Here is a 24,746-nt window from a genome sequence, read left to right as displayed (position 1 = left end):
ATCGCCACAAACGAGCCGACGGTGGTCGCCAGCATCAGCACGCCGGGCTTCGCCGTCTGCGCCAGCTGTCCGCTGGTCAACGCGCCGAACGCCGCTCCCAAAGGGATCGCCGCGTACAGCAGGCCAATCTGCGACGCCGACATCTGCCAGCTTCCGGCCAGCGCCGGATAGAGCACGCGCACCGCGCTGGCCATCGTCAGCAGTCCGCCAAGCAGCGCAATGCCGCCGATAAGCGGGCTGTTAAACAGAAACTTCAATCCCGCGTTCAGCGATTTTAGCGGGTGCTCGCGCGGCTGCGGCGGCGGCGCCAGCCGTGGCAAACGCAGCAGGGTCAGCGTCGTTATAAAAGTACCTGCCGCCGCCAGCCCGTAGTTCCAGGCCACGCCGCCGGTTGCCAGCAGCAGACCGCCGATCATCGGTGAAATGACCGATCCCAGCCGCACCGTCAACATAGTGATCGCCCCGGCCTGCATCAGATTTTCCCGGCCAACCAGCGCTGGGGTCGCCGCCAGCAGCGCGGTCACGCCGATTGAGGCAAACAGGCCGTCCCAGATGCCCAGCAGATAGATTGCGATGAGCGACGGTTCCGGCAGCATAGCGTTGAGGCACAGGCCGACGAAGCCGATGCCGCAGGTGCCGCGCGCCAGCAGGATCAGTCGCTTACGCTCATAGCGGTCGGCAAGCACGCCGCCGATCATCAGACCGACAAACATCGAACCGCCGGTTAAGGTGACCGACAGCCCCACTTGCCAGGTCGAATGGGTCATCATCTGGATCTGTACCGGGATCGCCACGCCCAGCAGGCCAAGCGACAGAATTGAGATAAACCGGGCGATAAAGACGGCGCGAAAGGCCGGGTGGGTTTTCAGCAAGCTGAGATTCAGCAGCCAGGATTGTCGGTTCATGACAGCGCCTTGTTATTATTTTCCATACCATTTTTATGGGTGCACATGCTAACATAACTGGATAGAATCGATAACGATAATTACTATCATTATCATGTCAGGGATGTAAGCCATGTCGTCTTCAACGACCGCGGCGCGCGCCTTTGCCGTGCCGGGTCTTTTAATCGTCTTAATCATTGCGGTTGCGCTCAGCCTGCTGATCGGCGCCAAACCCCTACCGTTTAGCGTCGTCATCGATGCTTTCGCCGGCACCTGCCAGAGCGCCGATTGCACCATCGTCCTTGATGCCCGACTGCCGCGAACCCTTGCCGGGCTGCTGGCCGGCGCCGCGCTGGGCCTGGCCGGAGCGCTGATGCAAACGCTGACCCGTAACCCGCTGGCGGATCCGGGGATCCTCGGCGTCAACTCCGGCGCCAGCTTCGCTATCGTGCTGGGTGCGGCGCTGTTTGGTATCTCCTCACCGCAGGAGCAGCTGCTGATGGCCTTTTGCGGCGCGTTCGGCGCCTCGCTGCTGGTCGCCTTTACCGGCAGCCAGGGCGGCGGCCAGCTGAGCCCGGTTCGCCTGACCCTCGCGGGGGTCGCCCTGGCGGCGGTGCTGGAAGGCCTTTCCAGCGGTATCGCCCTGCTCAACCCCGACGTCTACGATCAGCTGCGCTTCTGGCAGGCGGGTTCGCTGGACGTGCGCACCCTGCAAACCCTTAAAATTGTCCTGATCCCGGTACTCATTGCCGGCCTGGTGACGCTATTGCTGAGCAGGGCCTTAAACAGCCTGAGCCTCGGTAACGATACGGCCACCGCGCTCGGCAGCCGGGTGGCACGTACCCAGCTTATCGGCCTGCTGGCGATTACCGTCCTGTGCGGCAGCGCCACAGCGGTGGTCGGGCCCATCGCCTTTATTGGCCTGATGATGCCGCATATGGCCCGCTGGCTGGTGGGCGCGGATCATCGCTGGTCGCTGCCGGTCACCCTGCTGGCCACCCCTGCCCTGCTGCTGTTTGCCGACGTGCTGGGCCGTCTGCTGGTCCCCGGTGAGCTGCGGGTTTCGGTAGTCAGCGCCTTTATCGGCGCGCCGGTGCTGATCTGGCTGGTCCGCCGCCAGCCGCGCGGAGGTGGAATGTGATGGCCCCGTCCCGCCGCCTGATGTTTAGCTGCCTGCTGCTGCTGATCGCCAGCGCCCTGGTCTCCCTGTGGGGGCTCGGCACCGGCCTGGTACCGTTAAGCGTTGAACAAGTTATCTCCGCGCTGCTCGGCGATGCGCCGCGCAATATCACCCTGGTGGTGACCGAGTGGCGCCTGCCCCGCGTGCTGATGGCGCTGCTGATCGGCGCCGCCCTCGGCGTCAGCGGCGCGATTTTCCAGTCGCTCACCCGCAACCCCTTGGGTAGTCCGGACGTGATGGGTTTTAACACCGGGGCGTGGAGCGGCGTGCTGGTCGCCATGGTCATGTTCGGCCAGAACCTGGCGGCCATCGCCGCGGCAGCCATGGCTGGCGGGATCCTCACCGCGCTGGTGGTCTGGATACTGGCGTGGCGCAACGGGATTGAAACCTTTCGCCTGATTATTATCGGCATCGGCGTCCGCGCCATGCTGGTAGCATTCAATACCTGGCTACTGCTGCGCGCTTCGCTGGAAACCGCCCTCTCCGCCGGGCTGTGGTATGCCGGCTCGCTTAACGGACTGACCTGGGGAAAAACCTGGCCCTCCGCGCCGCTGATTTTCTTGATGCTGGTTTGCGGGGCGCTGCTGGCGCGGCGCATGCGGCTGCTGGAGATGGGTGACGATACCGCCTGTGCGCTGGGCGTGCGGGTTGAGCGTTCGCGCCTGCTGATGATGCTGGTCGGGGTGGTACTGACCGCCGCCGCCACCGCGCTCGCCGGGCCGATTTCATTTATCGCCCTGGTGGCCCCGCATATCGCGCGCCGCCTCAGCGGTACCGCGCGCTGGGGGCTGACTCAGGCGGCGCTGTGCGGCGCCCTGCTGCTGGCCATCTCCGACTACGCCGCGCAGCGTCTGTTTATGCCCTATCAGTTACCGGTGGGCGTGGTGACCGTCAGCATTGGCGGCATCTACCTCATCGCGTTGTTAATTCAGGAGTCCCGCAAAAAATGACCGCTGTTACCTCCCGTTTGCGCGGCGATCGGCTGACCCTGGCGTACGGCAAAAAGACCATCGCCGAATCGCTGAACGTCACCATTCCCGATGGCCACTTTACCGCGATTATCGGTCCCAACGGCTGCGGTAAGTCGACCCTGCTGCGCACCCTGAGCCGCCTGATGACGCCTACCAGCGGCCATGTCTGGCTCGACGGCGAACAGATCCAGCATTACGCCAGTAAAGAGGTGGCAAAGCGCATCGGCCTGCTGGCGCAGAACGCCACCACGCCGGGGGATATAACGGTTCAGGAGCTGGTCGCCCGCGGCCGCTATCCGCACCAGCCGCTGTTTACCCGCTGGCGCAAAGAGGATGAAGAGGCGGTCACCAGGGCGATGAAGGCCACCGGCATTACCGACCTCGCGCAACAAAGCGTCGATACGCTCTCCGGCGGCCAGCGCCAGCGGGCGTGGATCGCCATGGTGCTGGCCCAGGAAACGGCAATTATGCTGCTGGATGAGCCCACCACCTGGCTGGATATCAGCCATCAAATCGATCTGCTGGAGCTGCTGAGCGAGCTGAATCGAGAAAAGGGCTATACGCTGGCGGCGGTGCTGCACGACCTGAATCAGGCCTGCCGCTACGCCACCCACTTGATTGCCCTGCGCGACGGTAAAATCGTCGCCGAGGGCGCGCCGAAGGAGATTGTCAACGCGGCGCTGATCGAGAAGATTTACGGCCTGCGCTGTACGATTATTGACGATCCGGTGGCGCATACACCGCTGGTAGTGCCGCTGGGTCGCAAGTAGAAATTCCCGGCTCGCGCTGCGCTTAGCCGGGCTACCCAATCTGGCACAAACGGTAGCCCGGGTAAGGCGTCAGCCGCAACCCGGGAGTTCATCGATCCCTAACCGAGTATCTCCCTGACCACCGGACCGATCGCTTCAAAAGCCTGCGGAGAGATAATATCCACGTGGGCGCAATCCTGGCTAAACACCTCCAGCTCGCCGATCCACGGCCCCCACACCACCTGCGGGTCCATCCCGGGTTGCCGGGTTTTCTCCGCCACGAACAGCGTCGCCTTACCGTCAAACTTCGCGCTGTGCGCGGTAGTCAGCAGGCGCACCGCATCGGCATAGTTGCCTTCAATCACGCTGAACAGCTCGCCGGAAGCCTGCCCCTGCTGGGCGGCCAGAAACGCCTCACGTTCGCGGGCAATTTCCGCCAGCACCTCAGGATCCAGACCGTTCGCCTCTTTCTCCGCCCAGTTCTGCGTCTCGGGCGGCCAGGTATCCAGCAGCCCGAGGAAGGCCACCGCTTCGCCGCGCTGGCGTAAACGGGCGGCAATTCCCTGCGCCAGGGTACCGCCGAGCGAATAGCCAAACAGATAGTACGGGCCGCGCGGCTGCTGCGAAAGCAGGGTTTGCAGATGATGTTCACATACCGCATCCAGATCCGCCACCGTCGCCATCGGCCCCTGCGGTCGCGGCGACTGAATGCCGACGATCGACCAGCGCGGGCTTAAATAACGCGCCAGCACGCTGAACTGCCAGGCAAAACCGGAAGCCGGATGGAAGCAAAACAGCGTCGGGCCGTCGCTCTCGCGCAGCGGCAGGATCGCGTCGAAGCCCAGCCGTTGCGCCTGCTCATCGCTCAGATCCGATGCCAGCAGCGCGCTCAGCTTGCCGACGGAAGAAGCGACCATTATCTGGCCAGGCGTCACCTGGCGTTCCAGTTCGCGGCTCAGCAGCGCCGCCAGGCGCATCGCCAGCAGCGAATGGCCGCCAAGGGCGAAGAAATCGGCGTCGATGTCGTTCACCTCACAGCCGAGCAGCTGGCTGAACGCTGCGGCAACGGCAGTTTCCACGCCCGGCTCCGGCGGACGTCCGCTGCGCTCACTGCTCAACGTGGGTAACGGCAGCGCTTTACGATCCAGCTTGCCATTGGCGCTTAGCGGCAGCGCCGGCAGCTGAATCAGCACCACTGGCACCATATGCGGCGGTAGCTGTTCGCCAAGCTGCGCTTTGAGCGCGGCGGTGTCCAGCGGCAGACCGGAAGCAGAAACCAGATAGCCCACCAGCTGACGGGCATCGCCGCCGGTCGCCGCCGCCTGGTTGAAGACGCAGGCGTGAGCCACCGCCTGCGCAACGTCCGGCAGCGCAGATAGCGCGCGGTCAATTTCGCCCAGCTCAATTCGCTGGCCGCGTATTTTTAGCTGGTCGTCGCTGCGTCCGAGATACTCGACCGCGCCGTTATCCAGCCAGCGGGCAACATCGCCGGTGCGGTACATCCGCTCGCCCGGCGCGTAGGGGTCGGCAATAAAGCGGCTGGCGGTCAAATCGGGACGCCCCAGATAGCCCTGCGCCAGCTGAATGCCGGTCAGGTAGAGATCCCCCGCCACGCCCGGCGGTACCGGGCGCATGGCGGCATCAAGGATGCGCAAGCCGGTATTCCACACCGGCCAGCCAATCGGTACGCTGGCGCCGGTGACTGCCGCCAGTTCGGGCCCGCAGGCCGGATACCAGCTGACGTCCACCGCGGCTTCCGTCGGGCCGTACAGGTTATGCAGCGGCGCGCCGGTGAGCTGCTCCCATTCACGGCATAGCGCCGTCGGCAGCGCCTCTCCGCTACAGAATACCCGGCGCAGGGTTTGACAACAATCGACGTTTTCCGCCTCCAGCGAGGCAACGAACGCCGCGAGCATCGACGGCACAAAGTGGGTCGTTGTCACGCCGTAGCGGGCAAAAAACTGCTGCATCGCCAGCGGGTCGCGGTGGGCTTCCGGCTCGGCCATCACCAGCTGCGCGCCGGCGATAAACGGCCACCAGAACTCCCATACCGAGACATCAAAGCTGCACGGCGTTTTCTGCGCCACCACATCCTCAGCACAGAGCGGATAGTGGTCCTGCATCCACAGCAGGCGGTTGACGATGGCGGTCTGCCCGACCATCACCCCTTTCGGCCGCCCGGTGGAGCCGGAGGTAAAGATGATATACGCGGTATGCTCCGGCTGCGAGAGCGCCAGCGGCGCGGACTCGCCCGCCGCCAGCGGCTGCTGGTAGCAGAGGCTTTCCAGGCCGGGAATATCGCTAAAGCGCGCCAGCTGATCCTCAGAGGTGATCAGCAGCGACGGACGGGCGTCTTCCAGCATCATCCGCAAGCGGTCGTCGGGATAGCCGGTATCCAGCGGCAGCCACGCGGCTCCGGCCTCAACAATGCCGTGCAGCGCCAGCGTCAGGAACACCGAACGCGGCAGCGCGACCGCCACGCTATCGCCCGGTTTGACGCCCCGTGCGCGCAGACGCTCGGCCAGCGCTACCACCTGCTGGCGCATCTCACGGTAGCTAAACTGCCAGCAGCCATCCGCCAGCGCCGGGGCATCCGGGGTTTTTGCCGCCTGCGCCGCCACCAGCGCGCTCAGGGTGGTGAGCGGCAGGTCGACAGCGGTCGCGTTCACCTGCGCCAGGCGTTGGTTTTCCGCCGCCGACAGCATATTCGCCTCGCCGCAGGGCAGAGTGGGATTATCGGCAAACTGAGTCAGCAAAGAAGATAGACGGGCGATATGCCCGCGCAGCGTCTGTTCATCATATCGCTGCTTGTTCGCCAGCACCTCCAGCGATAGACCGCCGGTTTCATCCGGGAAGAGCGCCAGCTCCAGGTCATTGACCGGGCCGGTGGCCAGGGTGTGGGTAATCGCCTGTACGCCGTCGATATCCAGCTGATAGTCGAAGACTTTAATATTGAGTACCGGGCCAAACAGCGGTTCATCGCCCGCCGCCCTGCCGCTGTCGCGGACAATCTGTTCGGCATCATAGCGCTGGTGGCGGCGCATTTTCTTGAGCTGTCCGGCAAGACGCATGGCCAGCTCCGCCAGCGTTTCCCGGGCGTCAATATTGACCGCCAGCGGCAGAACGTTGAGCACCGGGCCGGTAGCGGTTAATGCCGCAGAGCCCATGCGGCGCATGAAAATAAAGCCCGCGGCGTAATCCATTCGGCTGCACAGCCGTCCCAGCCACAGGGCGGTCAGCGCCAGCGCCAGATCCGCGCGCTGGCACTGCGGCGCGCCTGCCGCCAGCCGGCTAAATACGCCGGCGTCGACCTCCAGCTTCATGCGCCAGATATCGGTGCTGGTCGCCCTTCCCGCCAGCGGCGCGTCGGAAAGGGAGGCCGGAGCCGGCAGCGCCTGACGCTGCGCCTGCCAGAACTGTTTATCACGCTGCCAGGCGTCGCTGCCGTAGTAGCGCTGGTACTCTTCCACCACCTCGGCAAACGGCGTGAACGGCGAAGCTGGCGTCTCTTCGCCGCGCTGCCATGCGCGATAAATCGCGGCGATCTGGCGGGTAATGGCCGGGAAACTGAAGCCATCGACCAGCAAATGATGGTAACGCTGATACCAGTACCAGCACTTATCCCCCACCCGCAGCAGCTGATGGCAGACCAGCGGATTACCGCCGTCCACGCGCAGGTTTTGCCCGAGATCGGCCTGCATCAGCGCCAGCGCGGCAGCGTGCGGGTCGTGCGACGTGCGCAGATCCCGATAGTCCGGCTCGGCAAAATGACGATTTTCATCGACCCACTGCCAGGCTTCGCCGTTATCTTCACAAAAACGCATGCTGAGGGTGTCAGCCTGAGAGAGCCCGGTGACAATCGCCCGCCCGAGCAAGGTCGGGTCGATATCGCCGCGCAGCTCAACATAGTGGGCCACGCTCCAGGCGCCGGGCAGCGTCGAGAGGCGCTCCGCCATCCAGATCCCCGGCTGAGCCGCAACCAGCGGTAAACGTGTGGTCATTGTGAGCTCCTCAGGATGCATAGTGCGCGGGGGTAAGCGTTGACCAGTTCTCCGCCAGCCAGGCGTTGCACGCCTCTAACGACTGCGGCGGGCACTCTACCGTCCAGCCTTCCGGCAGGGCGCAGTGGTGCGGCCACAGGCTGAACTGCTGCTGGTCATTGCGCAGAATGTAAAACTGCCCTTGCGGATTGTCGAAGGGGTTACTGAATTGCATATCAAATTCCTCGTAAATCGCGCTTTGCTACTCTTCACGGCCTAATGGCTGCCACAGCTGGATGAGCCCGGCCGTCAGCCCGCCGCGCCAGCAAAGCGCATCATGTCCGCCGTCAACCTGACGCCAGAAAATCGTCTGCTGTTCCAGATGCGTCAGCAGCGCCTGGTTCGCGCGAAAAATGATCGGCTCGCGAACGCCGGCCTCCAGCCAGATGCGTAGCCCTTGCGGCTGTATTTCGCCGCGGCTGAGCCGCTCAATCAGCAGGCCCGTCTGCGCGCCGCCGCGATGCGGCCACCAGTAGGAGCCAGACTGGCTGAGCACGCAGCCAAAGCGCCGGGGCCAGTAGAGCGCGGCGAACATCGCGGCCAGGCCGCCAAAGCTCTGGCCTGCCACCACGGTTCGGTCGGCGCTATCGCTGAAAGGTGCTATCCGGTGAACCATCGGCAGCAGCTCTTCCTGAACCGCCAGCCAGAACGTTTCATTGCAGGGAAGCTCTTCGGCGCGATGCTGGTTATCGATAACGTCAATCAGCAGATAAACCGCCTGCGGTAACCGCTTCTCGCGGGTTAATCCTGCTAGCGGCGCCCATACCGGCATGCTTTCTGCCCAGAACTGACCATCAAGCAAAATCGCCAGCGGGCGCGCTTGCGGCTGCGCATCGCCGGTGGCGTAAATCCATATCCGCCGACGGTTGCCGAGTCGCTGGCTCTGCCATTCAATGCAGACCGGCGGCTGATAAGGTTCATCACGCAGCGCCCAGCCGGGCTGTTCGGGGGCGTCCGGCAGCTCCAGCGCAGAGACCGCGTGGCCGCGCCCGCCCTTCCAGCTTTGCGGATTAAGCGGGTCGGCAATCGCCCGCGGCAGCAGCTTGCGCCAGCCTTCGCGCAGCAACGCGCGGTCCGGGCTGTCGCCGTTAAAAAGCTGAGGGGAAAAGTCGTCGTCCCGCGCGGAAGGAATAAAGCAGTAGCTGCCGCGCCAGGCGGCAGAGAGAGTGGTTTGCCAGCACCAGGCATCGGTACCGGGAATGCGCTGCAGCGTTTGCGGTACGGCGTTTTTATGATGGTCAGTCACGCCGGTAATATAAATCCATACCCGCCGGGTTGGCGAAGAGGCTTCGTTGCCCGCCGGATCGCGCCACCAAAAGGTCACCCGATACGCGTCGTCCACGACCTCAATTTGCGGACCGGAGATATGGCGCCACCAGTCGTCGCATCCTATCTTATGCATTCCTTTCAACCCTATGTTTATCGTGACATTTATCAACAAACGCATTAATAAACGCAATATTTATTGATAATATTATTGATAACTATTTTCATTTGCAATAGCGTATTAGCGCGCTGTGGGAAGCGCGTCTTTTAAAAAATAAACATGTCAGAGAGAGCTTATGCAGCGCCGGGACTTTCGGGGAAACAATTTAGCCCGAAAGCCGGGTTCTGGTCAGCGACGGAGTGCCTGTGCTCTCTACCGGCAACATTGATACCGCCTCCCCTCCCGACGGGAAGGGGCCTTTGGGGAAGGCGGCGACAAAAAGCAGGATTTACAATGAATAACAGGATCAAATCCCTGGCCTTGCTGGTCAATCTGGGAATCTACGGGGCTGCTTTTCCGCTAAGCGCGGCGGAAACGGTCTCCGATAGCAAAACCGCAACCGCTGATGAAACCATGGTTGTCACCGCCGCCGAGCAGAACCTGCAGGCGCCTGGCGTATCAACCATCACCGCAGATGAAATTCGTAAACGTCCGCCTGCGCGCGACGTATCTGAAATTATCCGTACCATGCCGGGCGTAAACCTGACCGGCAACTCCACCAGCGGCCAGCGCGGCAACAATCGCCAGATTGATATTCGCGGCATGGGCCCGGAAAACACCCTGATCCTGATTGACGGCAAGCCCGTGACCAGCCGCAACTCCGTACGTCTGGGCTGGCGCGGCGAGCGCGATACCCGCGGCGATACCTCATGGGTACCGCCGGAGCTGATCGAACGTATTGAAGTCATTCGCGGCCCGGCGGCCGCGCGCTACGGCAACGGCGCGGCGGGCGGCGTGGTCAATATCATCACCAAGAAGAGCGACGGCGAATGGCACGGTTCATGGAATACCTACATGAACGCCCCGGAGCATAAAGACGAAGGTTCGACTAAACGCACCAACTTTAGCCTCAGCGGCCCGCTGGGGGGCGATTTCAGCTTCCGCCTGCTGGGCAACCTCGACAAAACCCAGGCCGATGCCTGGGATATCAACGACGGACATCAATCCGAGCGTACCGGCGCCTATGCCAATACCATGCCTGCCGGGCGTGAAGGGGTGAAAAATAAGAATATTAACGGCGTCGTGCGCTGGGATTTCGCGCCGATGCAGTCGCTGGAGTTTGAATCCGGTTACAGCCGTCAGGGCAACCTCTACGCGGGCGATACGCAGAACACCAATACTAACGATCTGGTGAAAGAGAACTACGGGAAAGAGACGAACCGCCTCTATCGCCAGACTTATTCCGTCACCTGGAACGGCGGCTGGGATAACGGCGTGACCACCAGCAACTGGGCCCAGTACGAACGTACCCGTAACTCGCGTAAAGGCGAAGGTCTGGCAGGCGGCACGGAAGGTATCTTCAACAGCAACCAGTTCAGCGATATCGACCTCGCCGACGTGATGCTGCACAGCGAAGTCAACATCCCTCTGGATCTGGTGTTTAACCAGAACCTGACGCTGGGCTCCGAGTGGAATCAGCAGCGGATGAAGGATTTGGCGTCAAATACCCAGACCTTTATGGGCGGCGATATCGACGGCTATGACAGCACCGGCCGTAGCCCATACTCGAAGGCCGAGATCTTCTCCCTGTTTGCCGAAGACAACGTGGAGCTGACCGACACCACCATGCTGACGCCGGCGCTGCGTTTCGATCATCACACGATCGTCGGCAACAACTGGAGCCCGTCGCTTAACTTGTCTCAGGGTCTGTGGGATGACTTCACGTTAAAAATGGGCATCGCCCGCGCCTATAAAGCGCCGAGCCTGTACCAAACCAACCCGAACTATATTCTCTATAGTAAAGGCCAGGGCTGCTATGCCAGCGGCAACGGTACCGGTTGCTACATGATGGGTAACGATGACCTGAAAGCCGAAACCAGCATCAACAAAGAGATTGGCCTTGAGTTTAAACGCGACGGCTGGCTGGCGGGTGTGACATGGTTCCGTAACGACTACCGCGATAAAATCGAAGCGGGCTACGCGCCGATTTCACAGACGACGAACGGTAAAGTGAAAACCGATATCTATCAGTGGGAAAACGTGCCTAAAGCGGTGGTTGAAGGTCTCGAAGGCACCCTGAACGTGCCGGTCAGCGAAACGGTGAACTGGACCAATAACATCACTTATATGCTGCAAAGTAAAAACAAGAAAACCGGCGATCGTCTGTCGATTATTCCGGAATATACCCTGAACTCCACTCTGAGCTGGCAGATTCAGGAGGATATTTCGGTGCAGTCGACCTTCACCTGGTACGGCAAGCAGCAGCCGAAGAAATATAACTACAAAGGTGAGCCGGCGGTGGGTTCTGAAACGGATGAAGTCAGCCCTTACAGCATCGTTGGCCTGAGCGCCACCTGGGATGTGACGAAAAACGTCAGCCTGACCGGCGGCGTGGATAACGTCTTCGACAAGCGCCACTGGCGCGCGGGTAATGCGCAAACCACCGGTAGCCTGACGGATGTTTCTTATATGGCTGGCGCTGGCGCCAATACCTATAACGAATCAGGCCGCACCTGGTATCTGGGCGTCAATACCCACTTCTGATTGTCCGGCCGTTCCCCCCGCCCTCTTCCCATAGAGGGCGGAGGGGAGAATCTGTTAACATCCCCCTATGCAAACCCAACGTTCTATCATTCAGCTTGCCGATCGCTCGCTGCAGCGTGTCGATTTCGACCCATTGACCTTTCGGCCTGAAGATCTCCTCTGGCTGCCGCACCATGCCCGGCTAACCGGCTGCGCCCGCAAGCGGCAGAGCGAACATCTTGCCGGGCGTATCGCTGCGGTTTATGCGCTGCGGGAAGTCGGTGAGACAGAAGTCCCTGCCATTGGCGACCAACGCCAGCCCCTATGGCCGCACCCGTGGTACGGCAGCATAAGCCACTGTGAACGCAGCGCGCTGGCAGTCGTCTCTGTCCGGCCGATCGGCGTTGATATTGAGCGCATCTTGACTCCTGACCTGGCGGCTGAGCTGGAAAGCTGCATCATCAACAGCGCGGAAAAAAGTCTGCTGGACGCCAGCGGCCTGGGCCCCGAGCTGGCGCTCACGCTGGCATTTTCGGCGAAAGAGAGCGCGTTTAAGGCCAGCCATCCCGACGTACAGGCGGGCGTCGGTTTTAGCGATTTTACGCTGGCGTATATAAAGGAGGGAAATCTGCTTCTTCGGCTCTCCGCCGGGGAGTATCGGCTGCAATGGATTAAGGCCGGTGACTACGTCATTACGCTCTGCGCGGCGTAAAAGCAAAACCCGCGCGGCAGCCGCACGGGTTATCGGTTTAAGCCGGCGTAAAGTCAGCGCATTTTCTGCGCCAGCCCGGCGACGGAAGCGGCATCGAAACCGTGGTGTTTACGCAGCCAGCCGCGATCTGCCGCCGCCGCATACTCACCATCCGGGATCCCCAGGCGTTTGAGCGGAATTGCCGCCCCGGCCTCAGCCAGCACTTCCGCCACCAGGCTACCCAACCCGCCGTTGACGTTATGCTCCTCCACCGTTATCACCGCCTTGCACGGTTTCAGCGCAGCCAGCAGCGCGGCGGTATCGCAAGGGCGAATGGACGGCACGCTCACCACTTTAGCCTGAATCCCCGCGTCGGCCAGCATCTGCGCGGCATCGACGATCTCATGCACCGTCGATCCGGTAGCGACCAGAGCGATATCCTCGCCTTCCCGCAGCGTAACGACCGCTCCCGGCACGAAGCGATAGCTTTCATCATGCAGTTCCGGCAGCGCCTTGCCGTCAAGACGAATATAGACCGGCCCCTGATAGCCGATGGCGTAATCGATAATCTGCCGGCATTCACGCGGCGAAGACGGGGCGAAAATCTGGATATTGCCGAAGCCGCGCATCACCGCCAGGTCATCAATCGCATGATGGGTGCTGGCCAGCGGGCCGTAGCTGGCGCCGGCGTTAAGGCCAAATAGCTTAACGTTGGTGTTGTTATAGCAAACGTCGACTTTAATCTGCTCATTGGCGCGGGAAATCAGGAACGGCGCGGCGTTACAGGTGACCGCCACTTTCCCCCCCAGGGCCAGGCCCGCCGCCGTCCCGACCATGCTCTGCTCGGCGATGCCCACGTTCACCAGACGCCCGGGGAACTGTTTAATAAACGGCGCGATTTTGGCCGTTGACGTGGAGTCAGCCACCACCGGCACCAGATCGACACCGCTGTCGACTGCATCAATAAAGGCCTGAACCATCACGCTCGCCAGGTGTTCTGCATTACTCATCTTTCAGTTCCTCCAGTGCCAGTGTAATTTCTTCGCCTTTCGGTACCCGGTGGTGCCACTCCGGGCGCCCCTGGATAAAGGAAATACCGGCACCTTTCGTGGTGTTGGCGATAATAACGTTGGGTTTACCTTCCTGCTTCAGCCCTTCCAGGGTCGCCACCACCGACGCCATGTCGTTACCCTGGCATTCGGTAACCGTCATTCCGAAGGCCTTCCATTTATCGGCCAGCGGATCGGTATTCATAATTTCCCGCGTCGGCCCCGCCAGCTGGAGATTGTTTTTGTCATTAATAATGACGAGGTTATCAAGGCCGTAGTGCGCCGCAGCCAGCGCCGCTTCCCAGTTGCTGCCTTCCGCCAGTTCGCCATCGCCGGTAATTAAAAAGATGCGGCGGGTGCTGTTGCTTTTTTTCGCAGCCAGCGCCAGCCCCACCGCAACAGGCAAACCGTGGCCCAGCGCGCCGGTGTTGAGTTCAATCCCCGGCGTTTTCTGACGAACCGGGTGACCAGGAAGATGAGAATTCGCATGCTGATAGGTTTCCAGCCAGTCAACCGGGAAGAAGCCCGCTTCGGCCAGCACGCAGTAGTAGCAGCCCACCGCATGGCCTTTCGACTGGATGTAGATATCGCGCTGGTCATCATCCACGCGGTCCGGCGCGACGTTCATAATGCGAAAATAGAGCGCAGTGAGCAGTTCAACCTGCGACAGGTCGGCGCCGGTGTGCCCGCCAGCAGGGCTATTGGCATTCAATCTGACGATATGGCGACGTACGGCGCGGGCTTTACGCTCAAGTGCCTGGACATCATAGCTATAGGGATTCATTTAATACCTCTGAATTTATTTTCAACTTGGAATATTTATTCCGTCAGGGACTAAAAAAACCAGATATCCCCAGGCAACGCATCGTAGGGCTCACGCCGCTGCATCATACTCAGGAACATTCTGCCTCCTTACCACCGGGTATCACTTCACCCGGGCACTTTTCAGTTGACCTGAAATCGCCATGAATATATATTCAGTAACGATTCTTTATTCAATTATGCGGCTACTGTTCTGTTTTTGTCCATAGCTGATTTTGAGGATTGGCGAAAGTTAGATATTCATCACACTTAAATGTCTTTTCTTTTCGCGTATGATAATGAGCTCTAAGATAATGGCTGCACGTAAATGATTTTCGGGGAAATATATGGCTAAGCAGGATGAACAACGGCTATTAGTTAAGATTGCCACGCTCTACTATCTCGAAGGACGCAAGCAGTCCGACATTGCTCAACTTCTCTCGCTTTCTCAGTCATTTATCTCCCGAGCGATCACCCGCTGCCAGAAAGAGGGCGTGGTGAAAATTAGCGTTGTTCAGCCATCAAATATTTTTCTTAACCTTGAAAAAGGTCTTGAGGATCGTTACGGAATTAAGCAAGCCATCGTGGTGGATACCGAAGAGGATGCTAGCGATCACACCATCAAGCGCGCTATCGGTTCCGCCGCTGCCCACTACCTCGAAACGCGATTACGGCCAAAGGATCTGATTGGCGTCTCTTCGTGGAGTTCCACCATCCGCGCGATGGTGGATGAAGTACACGCCCAAAACCTGAAAGCCAGCGGCGTCATCCAGTTGCTCGGCGGCGTAGGGCCGAACGGCAACGTGCAGGCCACTATTCTCACCCAGACCCTGGCGCAGCATCTGAACTGTGAAGCCTGGCTGCTCCCTTCACAGAGCATTGAAGGATCCACCGAGGAGAAGAATCGTCTTGTTGCCAGTAAAGATGTCGCCGACGTTATTGCCCGCTTTGATGAAGTCGATATCGCGATTGTCGGGATCGGTATTCTTGAACCTTCGCAGCTGCTGAAAACATCCGGCAACTACTATCACGAAGATATGCTGCAGGTGCTGGCGGAACGCGGTGCCGTGGGTGACATTTGCCTGCACTATTACGATAAAAACGGCAGAGCAGTGTTACGCGATGATGAAGATCCTGTTATCGGTATGGCGCTGGAGAAGGTGAAGAAGTGCCCTAACGTGGTGGCCCTGGCCGGCGGCAGCGAGAAGGTCGCAGCTATCAAAGGTGCGCTTTCGGGCGGTTATATCGATGTTCTGATCACCGATTACCCAACGGCCAGACTGCTTATTGCCGGTTAATTTCCTCACTCAAACACTTTCCCACAGCCTTTACGCTTTGCCAGAAGCGTAAAGGTTACGCAAATAAGTCATTATATTTCAATGACATAAAACTCTCAAATCACCTCCTTTCCCACCCATAGCTGAACGCTTCGCCGATCGGATAAGTGTGATTGCCAGCACAATTGATAACTTTTCCAGTAGCCCGACGGGAAGTTTCTGGCTAAGGTATCAAATAAATAATCACTATCGAATATATATTCAGTGATTAAAAAAGTGAAAACGAATTGTCACATCATGCCCTGCCAGGAAGCAATGCGAACAAGAGGAATGCTCACCTTTTGCCCTCCGCACCAGGACGAAGTGTGACTCAGGAGACTACCTAATGCAGGCAACACCTAAAGAGTTCATCATTGCACTGGACGAAGGCACCACGAATGCCAAAGCCGTCGTGCTCGATAGCCGCGGCCAGGTCGTGGTGAAATTCTCCCAGCCGCTGGCGATTCAAACACCGCGTGAGGGCTGGGTTGAGCAGTCGGGAGAAGTGCTGGTAGAGGCGTCACTGGACGTTATTGCGCAAGCGGTTGAACACGTTGGCGCGGAAAACATCGCTGCCTTAGCCATCAGCAATCAGCGCGAGACGGCGATCGGCTGGTATCGCCAGAGCGGTAAGCCGATCAACGCGGCTATCACCTGGCAATGTACCCGCAGCGCTGCGTTTTGCGATGAACTACGCCGCGACGGTACTGAGCAACAAATTAAGGCCGCTACCGGCCTGCCGATTGCCCCCCTGTTCTCTGCTTCAAAAATGCGCTGGCTGCTGGAATCCATTCCTGAGGGTCGCATGCTGGCAGAGCGGGGAGAAATCTGCCTCGGCACTATCGACAGCTGGCTGCTGTGGAACTTAACCCAGGGCGAAGCGTTTCATTGCGATTATTCCAATGCCGCGCGCACGCAGCTACTGAACCTGCAAACCGGCCAGTGGGACGACGAAATGCTGGCGCTGTTCCAGATCCCACGCGCCGCGCTGCCGGAGATTAAACCGTCCAGCGGATTATTTGGCTATACCCGCGGGCTGAATAATATTCCTGACGGTATTCCGGTGATGGCGATGGTCGGGGATTCCCACGCCGCGTTGTTTGGCCACGCACTGGGCGAACTCGGCTGTGTTAAAGCCACCTACGGTACGGGGTCATCGGTGATGGCGCCGGTAAAATCCGCACAGTGCGATATCGACGCGCTGGCCACCACCATCGCCTGGCACGACGGCGACAGCATCACCTACGGGCTCGAAGGTAATATTCCCCATACCGGCGACGCCGTGGCGTGGATGGCCGACAGCACCGGGTTAAGCGAGCTTTCGGATGCCGAACTGGCTCACGAGCTTAACACCCTTCCCGGCTCCGTGGACTCCACTCTTGGCGTCTATTTTGTACCAGCCTTAACCGGCCTCGGCGCACCGTGGTGGGACGACAGCGCCCGCGGCGTGATTTGCGGTCTGAGCCGCGGCGTCAAGCGCGCCCATCTGATTCGCGCCGCGCTGGAATCCATTACCTATCAAATCGCCGATGTCGTCGTCGCCATGCGCCAGCAGGATGACTTCCATTTAGCGGCGCTGATGGTCGACGGCGGCCCGACCAAAAACGACTGGTTAATGCAGTATCAGGCTGACCTGCTCGGCTGCCCGGTGATGCGCAGCGACGTTGCCGAACTGTCGGCGATTGGCGCAGCCCTCCTTGCGCGCAAGGCCCTGAATCCGGGAACGGTCACCGACCTGAAAGCCTTTTTAACCGAACATAGCGAATTTATTCCCGATATGGCCCGCCACCAGCGCCTGCAGAAGAGATGGCAGGAGTGGCGCCATGCGGTGAACAGAACATTATGGAAACCGGCAACGTCCGCCTGACGCCCACCAGGGAATCGCACGCGTGACGCACCTTACTCATCAACAAAAGGAGACCCCCGGCCCATAAACTCGATTTACAGGCCTTACGTTGTTTCACCGTACCCGACAATAACAACCAAGAGAGAAAATTGTCATGAAATTACGTTTAACGCTTTTAACTGCTGCTACCCTGACCGCCTTTTCTTTTGCCGCTCAGGCCGCAGAAAAAGGCACCATTATGATCATGGTTAACTCGCTGGATAACCCGTATTACGCCTCTGAAGCCAAGGGCGCCAGCGAGAAAGCCAAAGAGCTGGGATATCAAACTACCATTCTGTCCCATGGCGAAGATGTCAAAAAACAGAACGAGCTGATCGATACCGCCATCGGTAAAAAAGTTCAGGGCATTATTCTGGATAACGCCGACTCCACCGCCAGCGTCGCCGCCATTGAAAAAGCGAAGAAAGCGGGTATTCCGGTGGTTTTAATCAACCGTGAAATTCCTGTCGATGATATTGCGCTGGAGCAAATTACCCATAATAACTTCCAGGCCGGTTCTGAAGTCGCCAACGTATTTGTCGAGAAAATGGCGGAGAAAGGCAAATACGCCGAGCTGACCTGTAACCTGGCGGATAATAATTGCGTAACGCGTTCAAAATCTTTCCACCAGGTTATCGACCAGTACCCGGATATGGTCAGCGTCGCTAAGCAGGACGCAAAGGGCACGTTAATCGACGGCAAACGCATTATGGACAGCATCCTGCAGGCGCACCCCGACGTGAAAGGCGTGATTTGCGGCAACGGTCCTGTCGCGCTTGGCGCCATTGCCGCGCTGAAAGCCGCTAATCGCAACGACGTGGTGGTGGTCGGTATCGATGGCAGCAACGATGAGCGCGACGCGGTAAAAGCCGGCACCCTGCAGGCCACCGTGATGCTTCAGGCGCAGGCCATCGCCGCTCAGGGAGTGACCGACCTCGATAACTACCTGCAAAAAGGCGAAAAACCGGCCAGGCAGCGCGTGATGTTCCGCGGCATTCTGATCACCCAGGACAATGCAGACAAAGTTCAGGACTTCAATATCAAATCCTGATTCCAGGTTGTTGCGCCCCTTCCGGGGCGCACAGGAGAGTATTATGTATAAAAAAATCTCGCTGATGCTGGTCGTTGTTGCCCTCGGAGGCTGCCGAATTGTTTCTCAGCAGGAGCTGGCCGACCTGAAATCCCCGCCTAATCCGCATATGGCGGATATCGATCGGACATGGCAAGAGCAGGTCGTTCCTCAGGTTGTGGCCAGGGCTCGCCCCGTTGCCGAGTTAATGACTGCCCTGCGCACGGCGAAAGACATTGATAGCGCCTGCAATGCGTTAGGTTATCGCGCTCAGGATGAGAACCCGTGCGTGTTCTACGTCAAAGTGGAAGGCAATATCAGCAAAATTGATTCCGCTTCCCGCAGCGGAAAAATGACGATCCAGGATACCAGCGGCGGCAACGTGGTGGTGCAGATTGGCCCGACGCTGCGCGGCACGCTTTTACGCGACGGCTACCAGGGCGCCAGCTATCAGGACTTCAACGATCAGGTGCTGTTTGGTGAATATAGCCGGGCGATTAACGAACATGCGGTCAAAATGATCCAGACGGCACAGGTTAAAACCGGTGAAGCGGTGCAGGTATATGGCGTGTTCTCGGCCTGGGATATTCCGCAGACCGTTCCTGATATTACGCCGGCAAAAATTGTTCGTTTGGGAGGACAATAAAATGCAGCGGCAAGAACTCGTCAATTCCCAACCAGTCGAATCTGAAGTTATTATCGAAACCCGTGAATTATCGCGCGTTTATCCCGGCGTCGTTGCCTTAGATAACGTCAATTACCGGGTCTATCGAAATAAAGTAAACGTTCTGATCGGTGAAAATGGTGCGGGTAAATCCACCATGATGAAAATGCTTGCTGGCGTTGAAACACCCTCCTCCGGTCAAATTATTCTTGATGGCGTTCCGGTTACCCTGAGCTCGACTCACCAGGCCGAAAAGCAGGGAATCAGCATCATTTTCCAGGAATTAAATTTATTTCCGAATATGAACGTCATGGATAATATTTTCATGGCTAACGAGTTCTTTCAAAAAGGAAAGATCAACGAAAAATATCAATACGAGTTAGCCAAAAAATTACTCGAGAGGCTGGAGCTCAACGTCGACCCTTATACCCAGCTCGGCGAGCTCGGTATTGGCCATCAGCAGCTGGTCGAAATTGCGCGCGCGCTTTCAAAAGACACCCGGGTATTAATTATGGATGAGCCCACCTCTGCGCTCAGCCAGTCGGAAGTCAAAATCCTGTTTAACGTTATTGAACAGCTTAAACGTCGCGGCGTCACCATTATCTATATTTCCCACCGCCTCGAAGAACTGATGGAAATTGGCGACCACATCACCATTTTCCGCGACGGACGCTTTATCAGTGAACGCGAGGTCAGCGACGCCAGTATCCCGTGGATTATCGAACAGATGGTCGGCGATAAGAAAAAACATTTCGACTACCGGCCCGCGCCGAAAGGCAAAGCGGTCCTTGCCGTTGAAGGTTTAACGGCGCTGCACCCGAGCGGCGGCTATAAGCTCAACGACGTGACCTTCACCTTAAGTAAGGGAGAGGTGATCGGCATCTATGGCCTGCTCGGCGCCGGACGCACGGAGCTGTTTAAAGGCCTGGTCGGATTAATGCCTTGCCAAAGCGGTAACGTCCATCTCAACGGCGAAAATATCGAAAAGTCCCCGTTCCAGGCGCGGCTGAAAAAAGGGCTGGCGCTGGTTCCCGAAGACCGCCAGGGAGAAGGCGTGGTGCAGATGATGTCGATTCAATCGAATATGACCCTCTCTGATTTCAGCCTTCAGGGCTTTCGTCGGGCGTGGAAATGGCTGAATCCGCAGAAAGAAATCACCTGCGTCAAAGAGATGATCCGCGAACTGGCGATCAAGGTCAGCGACCCCGATCTGCCCATCACCTCGCTCAGCGGCGGCAATCAACAAAAAGTGGTGCTCGGCAAGGCGTTGATGACCAGGCCCGAAGTGGTGTTTCTCGATGAGCCCACTCGCGGTATCGACGTCGGCGCGAAAACTGACGTGTATCACCTGATCGGCAAAATGGCCCAACAGGGTCTGGCGGTGATGTTCTCTTCATCGGAGCTGGATGAAGTTATGGCGCTGGCAGATCGCATTCTGGTGATGGCCGATGGCCGGATTACCGCCGATTTACCGCGCCATGCGGTTACCCGCGAAAAATTGATCGCGGCTTCAACACCTCAAGATTAATCAGGCTGGAACCTATCATGAACCAGAAATATATGATTTATATGTACCTGCTGAAGGCCAGAACGTTTATCGCTCTGCTGCTGGTTATCGCATTCTTCAGCGTGATGGTACCGAATTTCCTGACCACATCTAACCTGCTGATTATGACCCAGCACGTGGCCATCACCGGCCTGCTGGCCATCGGCATGACGCTGGTTATCCTGACCGGCGGTATCGACCTTTCCGTCGGCGCCGTCGCCGGGATCTGCGGTATGGTTGCCGGGGCGCTCTTAACCAACGGTCTGCCCTTATGGAACGGCAGCGTTATCTTTTTCAACGTGCCGGAGGTGATCCTCTGCGTGGCGCTCTTCGGCGTGCTGGTTGGCTTTGTTAACGGCGCGGTAATCACCCGCTTCGGCGTGGCGCCCTTTATCTGCACCCTGGGCATGATGTATGTCGCCAGAGGCTCGGCGCTGCTGTTCAACGACGGCAGCACCTATCCGAACCTCAACGGCATGGAAGCGCTGGGCAATACCGGCTTCTCCACTCTCGGCTCCGGGACGCTGATGGGCATCTATCTGCCTATCTGGCTGATGATCGGCTTCCTGCTGCTGGGCTACTGGCTGACCACCAAAACCCCGCTGGGCCGCTATATCTATGCAATCGGCGGTAATGAATCCGCCGCTCGCCTGGCCGGCGTGCCTATCGTCAAAGCAAAAATCTTCGTTTACGCCTTCTCCGGCCTGTGCTCCGCATTCGTTGGCCTCATCGTCGCGTCACAGCTGCAAACCGCGCACCCGATGACCGGCAATATGTTCGAAATGGACGCCATCGGCGCTACCGTGCTCGGCGGAACCGCGCTGGCAGGCGGTCGCGGCCGGGTTACCGGGTCAATCATCGGCGCATTCGTCATCGTCTTCCTCGCCGACGGCATGGTGATGATGGGGGTCAGCGATTTCTGGCAAATGGTCATTAAAGGCGTCGTTATCGTCACCGCCGTCGTCGTCGACCAGTTCCAGCAGAAACTGCAGAACAAAGTCATCCTGATGCGCCGCCATGAGGAGAAGCTGGCTGCGGCAGGAGCCACCAGTTAATCACCTATTTATTACCCCGCCGGACGCACTGCCGTCCGGCTTCAATAAGGGATGAAAAACATGCAAAGAAATTTCCAGAACAAAACGGTTGTGATCACCGGCGCCTGCCGCGGAATTGGTGCAGGTATCGCCGAGCGCTTTGCGCGCGATGGTGCGAATCTGGTGATGGTCTCTAACGCCGAGCGCGTCCATGAAACGGCGGAAACCTTACGCCAGCGCTATCAGGCCGATATCCTGTCGTTACAGGTTGATGTGACCGACGAAGCGCAGGTGCAGTCGCTGTACGAGCAGGCTGCAGCGCGTTTTGGCACCATCGATGTCTCTATCCAGAACGCAGGCGTGATCACCATCGACTATTACGATCGCATGCCGAAAGCCGACTTTGAAAAAGTGCTCGCCGTTAACACCACCGGCGTCTGGCTGTGCTGCCGCGAAGCCGCCAAATACATGGTTAAGCAGAACCACGGCAGCCTGATCAATACCTCTTCCGGCCAGGGTCGACAGGGTTTTATCTACACCCCGCACTATGCCGCCAGCAAAATGGGCGTCATCGGCATCACCCAAAGCCTGGCGCACGAGCTGGCGCCGTGGAATATCACCGTTAACGCCTTCTGTCCGGGCATTATTGAAAGCGAAATGTGGGATTACAACGACCGCGTCTGGGGCGAGATCCTCAGCACCGAGCAGAAGCGCTACGGTAAGGGCGAGCTAATGGCGGAGTGGGTCGAAGGCATTCCAATGAAGCGCGCCGGCAAACCGGAAGACGTTGCCGGGCTGGTGGCGTTTCTCGCCTCCGACGACGCGCGCTACCTCACCGGGCAGACCATCAATATCGATGGCGGCTTGATTATGTCGTAATGCCGCCAGCCTGGCATTTTTCAGGTCAGGCTACACAAATCATCTCCCGGAGGCGGTGCTGCGCACCTGTCCGGGCTACCCGACGGCACAAGCCCCGTAGCCCGGACAGGCGCAACTCGCCGCCTCCGGGAACGCCAACACCGGGCATGCTAAAGAATATTTTTTAGAGAGAAATAACTATGATCGCAAAAGATTTTGCCCAACAGCTATTTAATCTGCAGGACCGCGTAGCCTTTGTCACCGGCGCGGGCAGCGGCATCGGCCAGATGATTGCTTACGGACTCGCCAGCGCGGGGGCCCGGGTCGTTTGCTTCGATCTACGTGAAGACGGCGGTCTTGCTGAAACCGTCAAAAATATTGAGGCGATCGGCGGCGGAGCCTGTTTTTACACCGGCGATGTTCGTCAGCTTAGCGACCTACGCGCCGGCGTCGCGCTGGCGAAAAGCCGCTTTGGCCGCCTTGATGTCGCCGTAAACGCCGCCGGGATTGCTAATGCCAATCCGGCGCTGGAAATGGAAACCGAGCAGTGGCAGCGGGTTATCGATATTAACCTTACCGGCGTGTGGAACTCCTGTAAGGCGGAAGCTGAACTGATGCAGGAATCCGGCGGCGGCTCGATTATTAATATCGCTTCCATGTCCGGCATTATTGTTAACCGCGGCCTCGATCAGGCGCACTACAACTGCTCGAAAGCGGGCGTGATCCACCTGTCGAAAAGCCTCGCGATGGAGTGGATCGGCAAAGGGATCCGCGTTAACTCCATCAGCCCAGGCTACACCGCCACGCCGATGAACACCCGCCCTGAGATGGTTCATCAGACCCGCGAGTTCGAAAGCCAGACGCCGATCCAGCGCATGGCGAAGGTTGAAGAGATGGCCGGTCCGGCGCTGTTCCTTGCCAGCGACGCGGCATCATTCTGTACCGGGGTTGATCTGGTTGTCGATGGCGGCTTTGTCTGCTGGTAAGACGGTATAACAATGCGGGGAGCTTTCCCCGCATTTCCCTCCCTGACGATGATCACAGCACACAGGCAATCATTATGTATCGCCACTATCAGGCCCTGATTTTTGATATGGATGGCACGCTTTTTGACACCGAACCTTTGCACCGCAAAGCGTGGCTGAGCGTATTCGCTGCCGACAATATCACCATTTCTGAAGAGGAGCTGATTCCGTTCAATGGTTCAGCGCCCTGGCAGGTGGCCAGCCAGCTTGTGGCCTTAAAAGGATTACGAGCCGATCCGTTCTCCCTGGCCGAGCGTAAAAAACAGGCGATCGAGAACTTGCTGCAGACGGTCGATATTCAGCTTTTACCGGCCATGAAGATTTTACAGCAGTGGCAGGGCAAAATTCCCCTGGCGCTGGGAACCGGAAGCGAACGTAGCACCGTGGATATACTGCTTGCACGCTTTCAATTAACTCAGCATTTCGCCGCTATCGTCTCCGCTGACCGGGTTAAAAATCATAAACCCGCCGCCGACACTTTTTTATTATGTGCCAGCGAGCTTAAGGTTCAGCCTGAACGCTGCCTGGTTTTTGAAGACTCACGATTTGGTATTGAAGCCGCAAAAAATGCAGGTATGGACGTGGTCGACGTCAATACTCTGACGCCTGCCAGATAAGCATTATGCAGGGTGGCGGCGCTTTTGCTTTTAACCGGTCTCTGTTCTCTCGCCGTCCATCCTGCTCCCGGATCAGCAGAAAAAAGGTGCCTTAAGGTTCCTTACCCAGCCTGCGGATAAGCGGGGATAGCTCCCCGCATACCGGCTACTTCTTCGTTTCGTAAGCGAGAACGGCCTTGAACTCCATACTACGTTCTTTGATGCTCAGCTCGCACAGCGAGTCGTGCACCATTAACGTCAATCCCAGCGCTGTCAGACACAGCACGATGATTGCCACCAGGGCGTATTTTGTCAGCATCTCGTTGCCTCCATGCGAAGAAGAGGCTACTATCCAACGTGCTAGGGTTGGATCGTGAGCCTCAGGTTGATGGGAACATCTCCTGGGGCTTCGTCTTTCTGAATCCTCACCTAAGCCTGA

21 protein-coding genes are annotated in these 24,746 nt (G+C 58.6%); 14 read left to right on the top strand and 7 right to left on the bottom strand.

The features are described from left to right. Positions 1-905, bottom strand: a 905-nt coding sequence (gene entS / locus K2184_RS24065) for an enterobactin transporter EntS (RefSeq protein ID WP_439237788.1), incomplete at its 3' end; no start/stop codon positions are given. Positions 906-1,017: 112 nt separating this feature from the next. On the opposite strand from entS, the gene fepD reads away from it, so the two are divergent. The 3 genes from fepD to fepC are packed head-to-tail and all read left to right on the top strand — an operon-like array spanning position 1,018 to position 3,805. Next, positions 1,018-2,025, top strand: coding sequence for a Fe(3+)-siderophore ABC transporter permease (gene fepD / locus K2184_RS24060; protein ID WP_004111269.1), 1,008 nt, complete (start codon positions 1,018-1,020; stop codon positions 2,023-2,025). After that, positions 2,022-3,014, top strand: coding sequence for an iron-enterobactin ABC transporter permease (fepG, locus tag K2184_RS24055; protein WP_163525220.1), 993 nt, complete (start codon positions 2,022-2,024; stop codon positions 3,012-3,014). Before fepD ends, fepG begins: the two co-directional genes overlap by 4 nt. After that, positions 3,011-3,805: an iron-enterobactin ABC transporter ATP-binding protein gene (gene fepC, locus K2184_RS24050; RefSeq protein WP_004111265.1), complete on the top strand. Its 795-nt coding sequence runs from the start codon at positions 3,011-3,013 to the stop codon at positions 3,803-3,805. The genes fepG and fepC overlap by 4 nt, the downstream gene beginning before the upstream one ends. 98 nt (positions 3,806-3,903) lie before the next feature. Here the strand turns inward: fepC and entF are convergent, their stop codons facing one another. The 3 genes from entF to fes are packed head-to-tail and all read right to left on the bottom strand — an operon-like array spanning position 3,904 to position 9,226. Further along, positions 3,904-7,785 carry an enterobactin non-ribosomal peptide synthetase EntF gene (entF, locus tag K2184_RS24045; RefSeq protein WP_163525222.1) on the bottom strand — a complete coding sequence of 1,294 codons (3,882 nt, stop codon included), beginning with the start codon at positions 7,783-7,785 and terminating at the stop codon, positions 3,904-3,906. A gap of 10 nt (positions 7,786-7,795) precedes the next feature. Then, on the bottom strand, positions 7,796-7,999 hold the full coding sequence (locus K2184_RS24040) for an MbtH family protein (RefSeq protein WP_004100064.1): 204 nt from the start codon (positions 7,997-7,999) through the stop codon (positions 7,796-7,798). Positions 8,000-8,026: 27 nt separating this feature from the next. Then, positions 8,027-9,226, bottom strand: a complete 1,200-nt coding sequence (fes, locus tag K2184_RS24035; RefSeq protein ID WP_023329424.1) for an enterochelin esterase — start codon at positions 9,224-9,226, stop codon at positions 8,027-8,029. 318 nt (positions 9,227-9,544) lie between these two features. Between fes and K2184_RS24030 the strand changes: the two genes are divergently transcribed. After that, a complete protein-coding gene (locus K2184_RS24030) occupies positions 9,545-11,794 on the top strand; it encodes a TonB-dependent siderophore receptor (RefSeq protein ID WP_004100062.1) in 2,250 nt (749 codons plus the stop codon). A 67-nt stretch (positions 11,795-11,861) separates the two neighbouring features. Beyond that, a complete protein-coding gene (gene entD / locus K2184_RS24025; protein ID WP_017146386.1) occupies positions 11,862-12,485 on the top strand; it encodes an enterobactin synthase subunit EntD in 624 nt (207 codons plus the stop codon). 53 nt (positions 12,486-12,538) lie between these two features. On the opposite strand, the gene K2184_RS24020 is transcribed toward entD, so the two are convergent. Together K2184_RS24020 and K2184_RS24015 are read right to left on the bottom strand one after the other, a co-directional pair. Further along, positions 12,539-13,474, bottom strand: a complete 936-nt coding sequence (locus K2184_RS24020) for a transketolase family protein (protein WP_004100059.1) — start codon at positions 13,472-13,474, stop codon at positions 12,539-12,541. Then, positions 13,467-14,297: a transketolase gene (locus K2184_RS24015; protein WP_017146387.1), complete on the bottom strand. Its 831-nt coding sequence runs from the start codon at positions 14,295-14,297 to the stop codon at positions 13,467-13,469. The genes K2184_RS24020 and K2184_RS24015 overlap by 8 nt, the downstream gene beginning before the upstream one ends. Before the next feature lie 364 nt (positions 14,298-14,661). Between K2184_RS24015 and K2184_RS24010 the strand changes: the two genes are divergently transcribed. The 9 genes from K2184_RS24010 to yqaB all read left to right on the top strand — a co-directional run bounded on the left by K2184_RS24010 (position 14,662) and on the right by yqaB (position 24,328). Beyond that, a complete protein-coding gene (locus K2184_RS24010; protein WP_004100053.1) occupies positions 14,662-15,612 on the top strand; it encodes a sugar-binding transcriptional regulator in 951 nt (316 codons plus the stop codon). Between the two features lie 364 nt (positions 15,613-15,976). Next, positions 15,977-17,497 (top strand): FGGY family carbohydrate kinase, encoded by a 1,521-nt coding sequence (locus K2184_RS24005; RefSeq protein ID WP_004100052.1) that lies wholly within the window; start codon positions 15,977-15,979, stop codon positions 17,495-17,497. Between the two features lie 133 nt (positions 17,498-17,630). Continuing rightward, positions 17,631-18,566: a D-ribose ABC transporter substrate-binding protein gene (locus K2184_RS24000; protein WP_004100051.1), complete on the top strand. Its 936-nt coding sequence runs from the start codon at positions 17,631-17,633 to the stop codon at positions 18,564-18,566. Between the two features lie 43 nt (positions 18,567-18,609). Further along, positions 18,610-19,230 carry a DUF2291 family protein gene (locus K2184_RS23995; RefSeq protein ID WP_017146389.1) on the top strand — a complete coding sequence of 207 codons (621 nt, stop codon included), beginning with the start codon at positions 18,610-18,612 and terminating at the stop codon, positions 19,228-19,230. Position 19,231: 1 nt separating this feature from the next. Further along, positions 19,232-20,776: a sugar ABC transporter ATP-binding protein gene (locus K2184_RS23990; protein WP_196557060.1), complete on the top strand. Its 1,545-nt coding sequence runs from the start codon at positions 19,232-19,234 to the stop codon at positions 20,774-20,776. A 17-nt stretch (positions 20,777-20,793) separates the two neighbouring features. Next, positions 20,794-21,849 carry an ABC transporter permease gene (locus K2184_RS23985; RefSeq protein ID WP_004100048.1) on the top strand — a complete coding sequence of 352 codons (1,056 nt, stop codon included), beginning with the start codon at positions 20,794-20,796 and terminating at the stop codon, positions 21,847-21,849. A gap of 60 nt (positions 21,850-21,909) precedes the next feature. Further along, the gene (locus K2184_RS23980; RefSeq protein WP_004100047.1) at positions 21,910-22,707 is read left to right on the top strand and encodes an SDR family oxidoreductase; all 798 of its coding nucleotides are present in this window, start codon (positions 21,910-21,912) and stop codon (positions 22,705-22,707) included. A gap of 179 nt (positions 22,708-22,886) precedes the next feature. Then, on the top strand, positions 22,887-23,672 hold the full coding sequence (locus tag K2184_RS23975) for an SDR family oxidoreductase (protein WP_004111223.1): 786 nt from the start codon (positions 22,887-22,889) through the stop codon (positions 23,670-23,672). A gap of 74 nt (positions 23,673-23,746) precedes the next feature. Beyond that, on the top strand, positions 23,747-24,328 hold the full coding sequence (gene yqaB / locus K2184_RS23970; protein WP_024273891.1) for a fructose-1-phosphate/6-phosphogluconate phosphatase: 582 nt from the start codon (positions 23,747-23,749) through the stop codon (positions 24,326-24,328). 145 nt (positions 24,329-24,473) lie between these two features. Here yqaB and K2184_RS23965 read toward each other — a convergent pair whose 3' ends face one another. Further along, a complete protein-coding gene (locus tag K2184_RS23965; RefSeq protein WP_004100044.1) occupies positions 24,474-24,626 on the bottom strand; it encodes a Hok/Gef family protein in 153 nt (50 codons plus the stop codon). Positions 24,627-24,746 lie beyond the last annotated feature (120 nt).

The organism is Klebsiella sp. K5-306, assembly GCF_051835185.1.
Classification (GTDB): domain Bacteria; phylum Pseudomonadota; class Gammaproteobacteria; order Enterobacterales; family Enterobacteriaceae; genus Klebsiella; species Klebsiella oxytoca.
Note: the sequence above shows the minus strand (reverse complement) of the source record. Positions and strands in the feature narration are given on the sequence as shown.

What these genes read in the sequence shown, in the direction of transcription:
- K2184_RS24040 (WP_004100064.1), bottom strand. Translation starts at nt 7,999, where the DNA reads ATGCAATTCAGTAACCCCTTCGACAATCCGCAAGGGCAGTTTTACATT.
- K2184_RS23965 (WP_004100044.1), bottom strand. Translation starts at nt 24,626, where the DNA reads ATGCTGACAAAATACGCCCTGGTGGCAATCATCGTGCTGTGTCTGACA.
- entF (WP_163525222.1), bottom strand. Translation starts at nt 7,785, where the DNA reads ATGACCACACGTTTACCGCTGGTTGCGGCTCAGCCGGGGATCTGGATG.
- fepD (WP_004111269.1), top strand. Translation starts at nt 1,018, where the DNA reads ATGTCGTCTTCAACGACCGCGGCGCGCGCCTTTGCCGTGCCGGGTCTT.
- K2184_RS23990 (WP_196557060.1), top strand. Translation starts at nt 19,232, where the DNA reads ATGCAGCGGCAAGAACTCGTCAATTCCCAACCAGTCGAATCTGAAGTT.
- K2184_RS23980 (WP_004100047.1), top strand. Translation starts at nt 21,910, where the DNA reads ATGCAAAGAAATTTCCAGAACAAAACGGTTGTGATCACCGGCGCCTGC.
- K2184_RS24030 (WP_004100062.1), top strand. Translation starts at nt 9,545, where the DNA reads ATGAATAACAGGATCAAATCCCTGGCCTTGCTGGTCAATCTGGGAATC.
- yqaB (WP_024273891.1), top strand. Translation starts at nt 23,747, where the DNA reads ATGTATCGCCACTATCAGGCCCTGATTTTTGATATGGATGGCACGCTT.
- K2184_RS24000 (WP_004100051.1), top strand. Translation starts at nt 17,631, where the DNA reads ATGAAATTACGTTTAACGCTTTTAACTGCTGCTACCCTGACCGCCTTT.
- K2184_RS24010 (WP_004100053.1), top strand. Translation starts at nt 14,662, where the DNA reads ATGGCTAAGCAGGATGAACAACGGCTATTAGTTAAGATTGCCACGCTC.
- K2184_RS24015 (WP_017146387.1), bottom strand. Translation starts at nt 14,297, where the DNA reads ATGAATCCCTATAGCTATGATGTCCAGGCACTTGAGCGTAAAGCCCGC.
- K2184_RS23985 (WP_004100048.1), top strand. Translation starts at nt 20,794, where the DNA reads ATGAACCAGAAATATATGATTTATATGTACCTGCTGAAGGCCAGAACG.
- K2184_RS23975 (WP_004111223.1), top strand. Translation starts at nt 22,887, where the DNA reads ATGATCGCAAAAGATTTTGCCCAACAGCTATTTAATCTGCAGGACCGC.
- K2184_RS23995 (WP_017146389.1), top strand. Translation starts at nt 18,610, where the DNA reads ATGTATAAAAAAATCTCGCTGATGCTGGTCGTTGTTGCCCTCGGAGGC.
- fes (WP_023329424.1), bottom strand. Translation starts at nt 9,226, where the DNA reads ATGCATAAGATAGGATGCGACGACTGGTGGCGCCATATCTCCGGTCCG.
- K2184_RS24020 (WP_004100059.1), bottom strand. Translation starts at nt 13,474, where the DNA reads ATGAGTAATGCAGAACACCTGGCGAGCGTGATGGTTCAGGCCTTTATT.
- fepC (WP_004111265.1), top strand. Translation starts at nt 3,011, where the DNA reads ATGACCGCTGTTACCTCCCGTTTGCGCGGCGATCGGCTGACCCTGGCG.
- entD (WP_017146386.1), top strand. Translation starts at nt 11,862, where the DNA reads ATGCAAACCCAACGTTCTATCATTCAGCTTGCCGATCGCTCGCTGCAG.
- K2184_RS24005 (WP_004100052.1), top strand. Translation starts at nt 15,977, where the DNA reads ATGCAGGCAACACCTAAAGAGTTCATCATTGCACTGGACGAAGGCACC.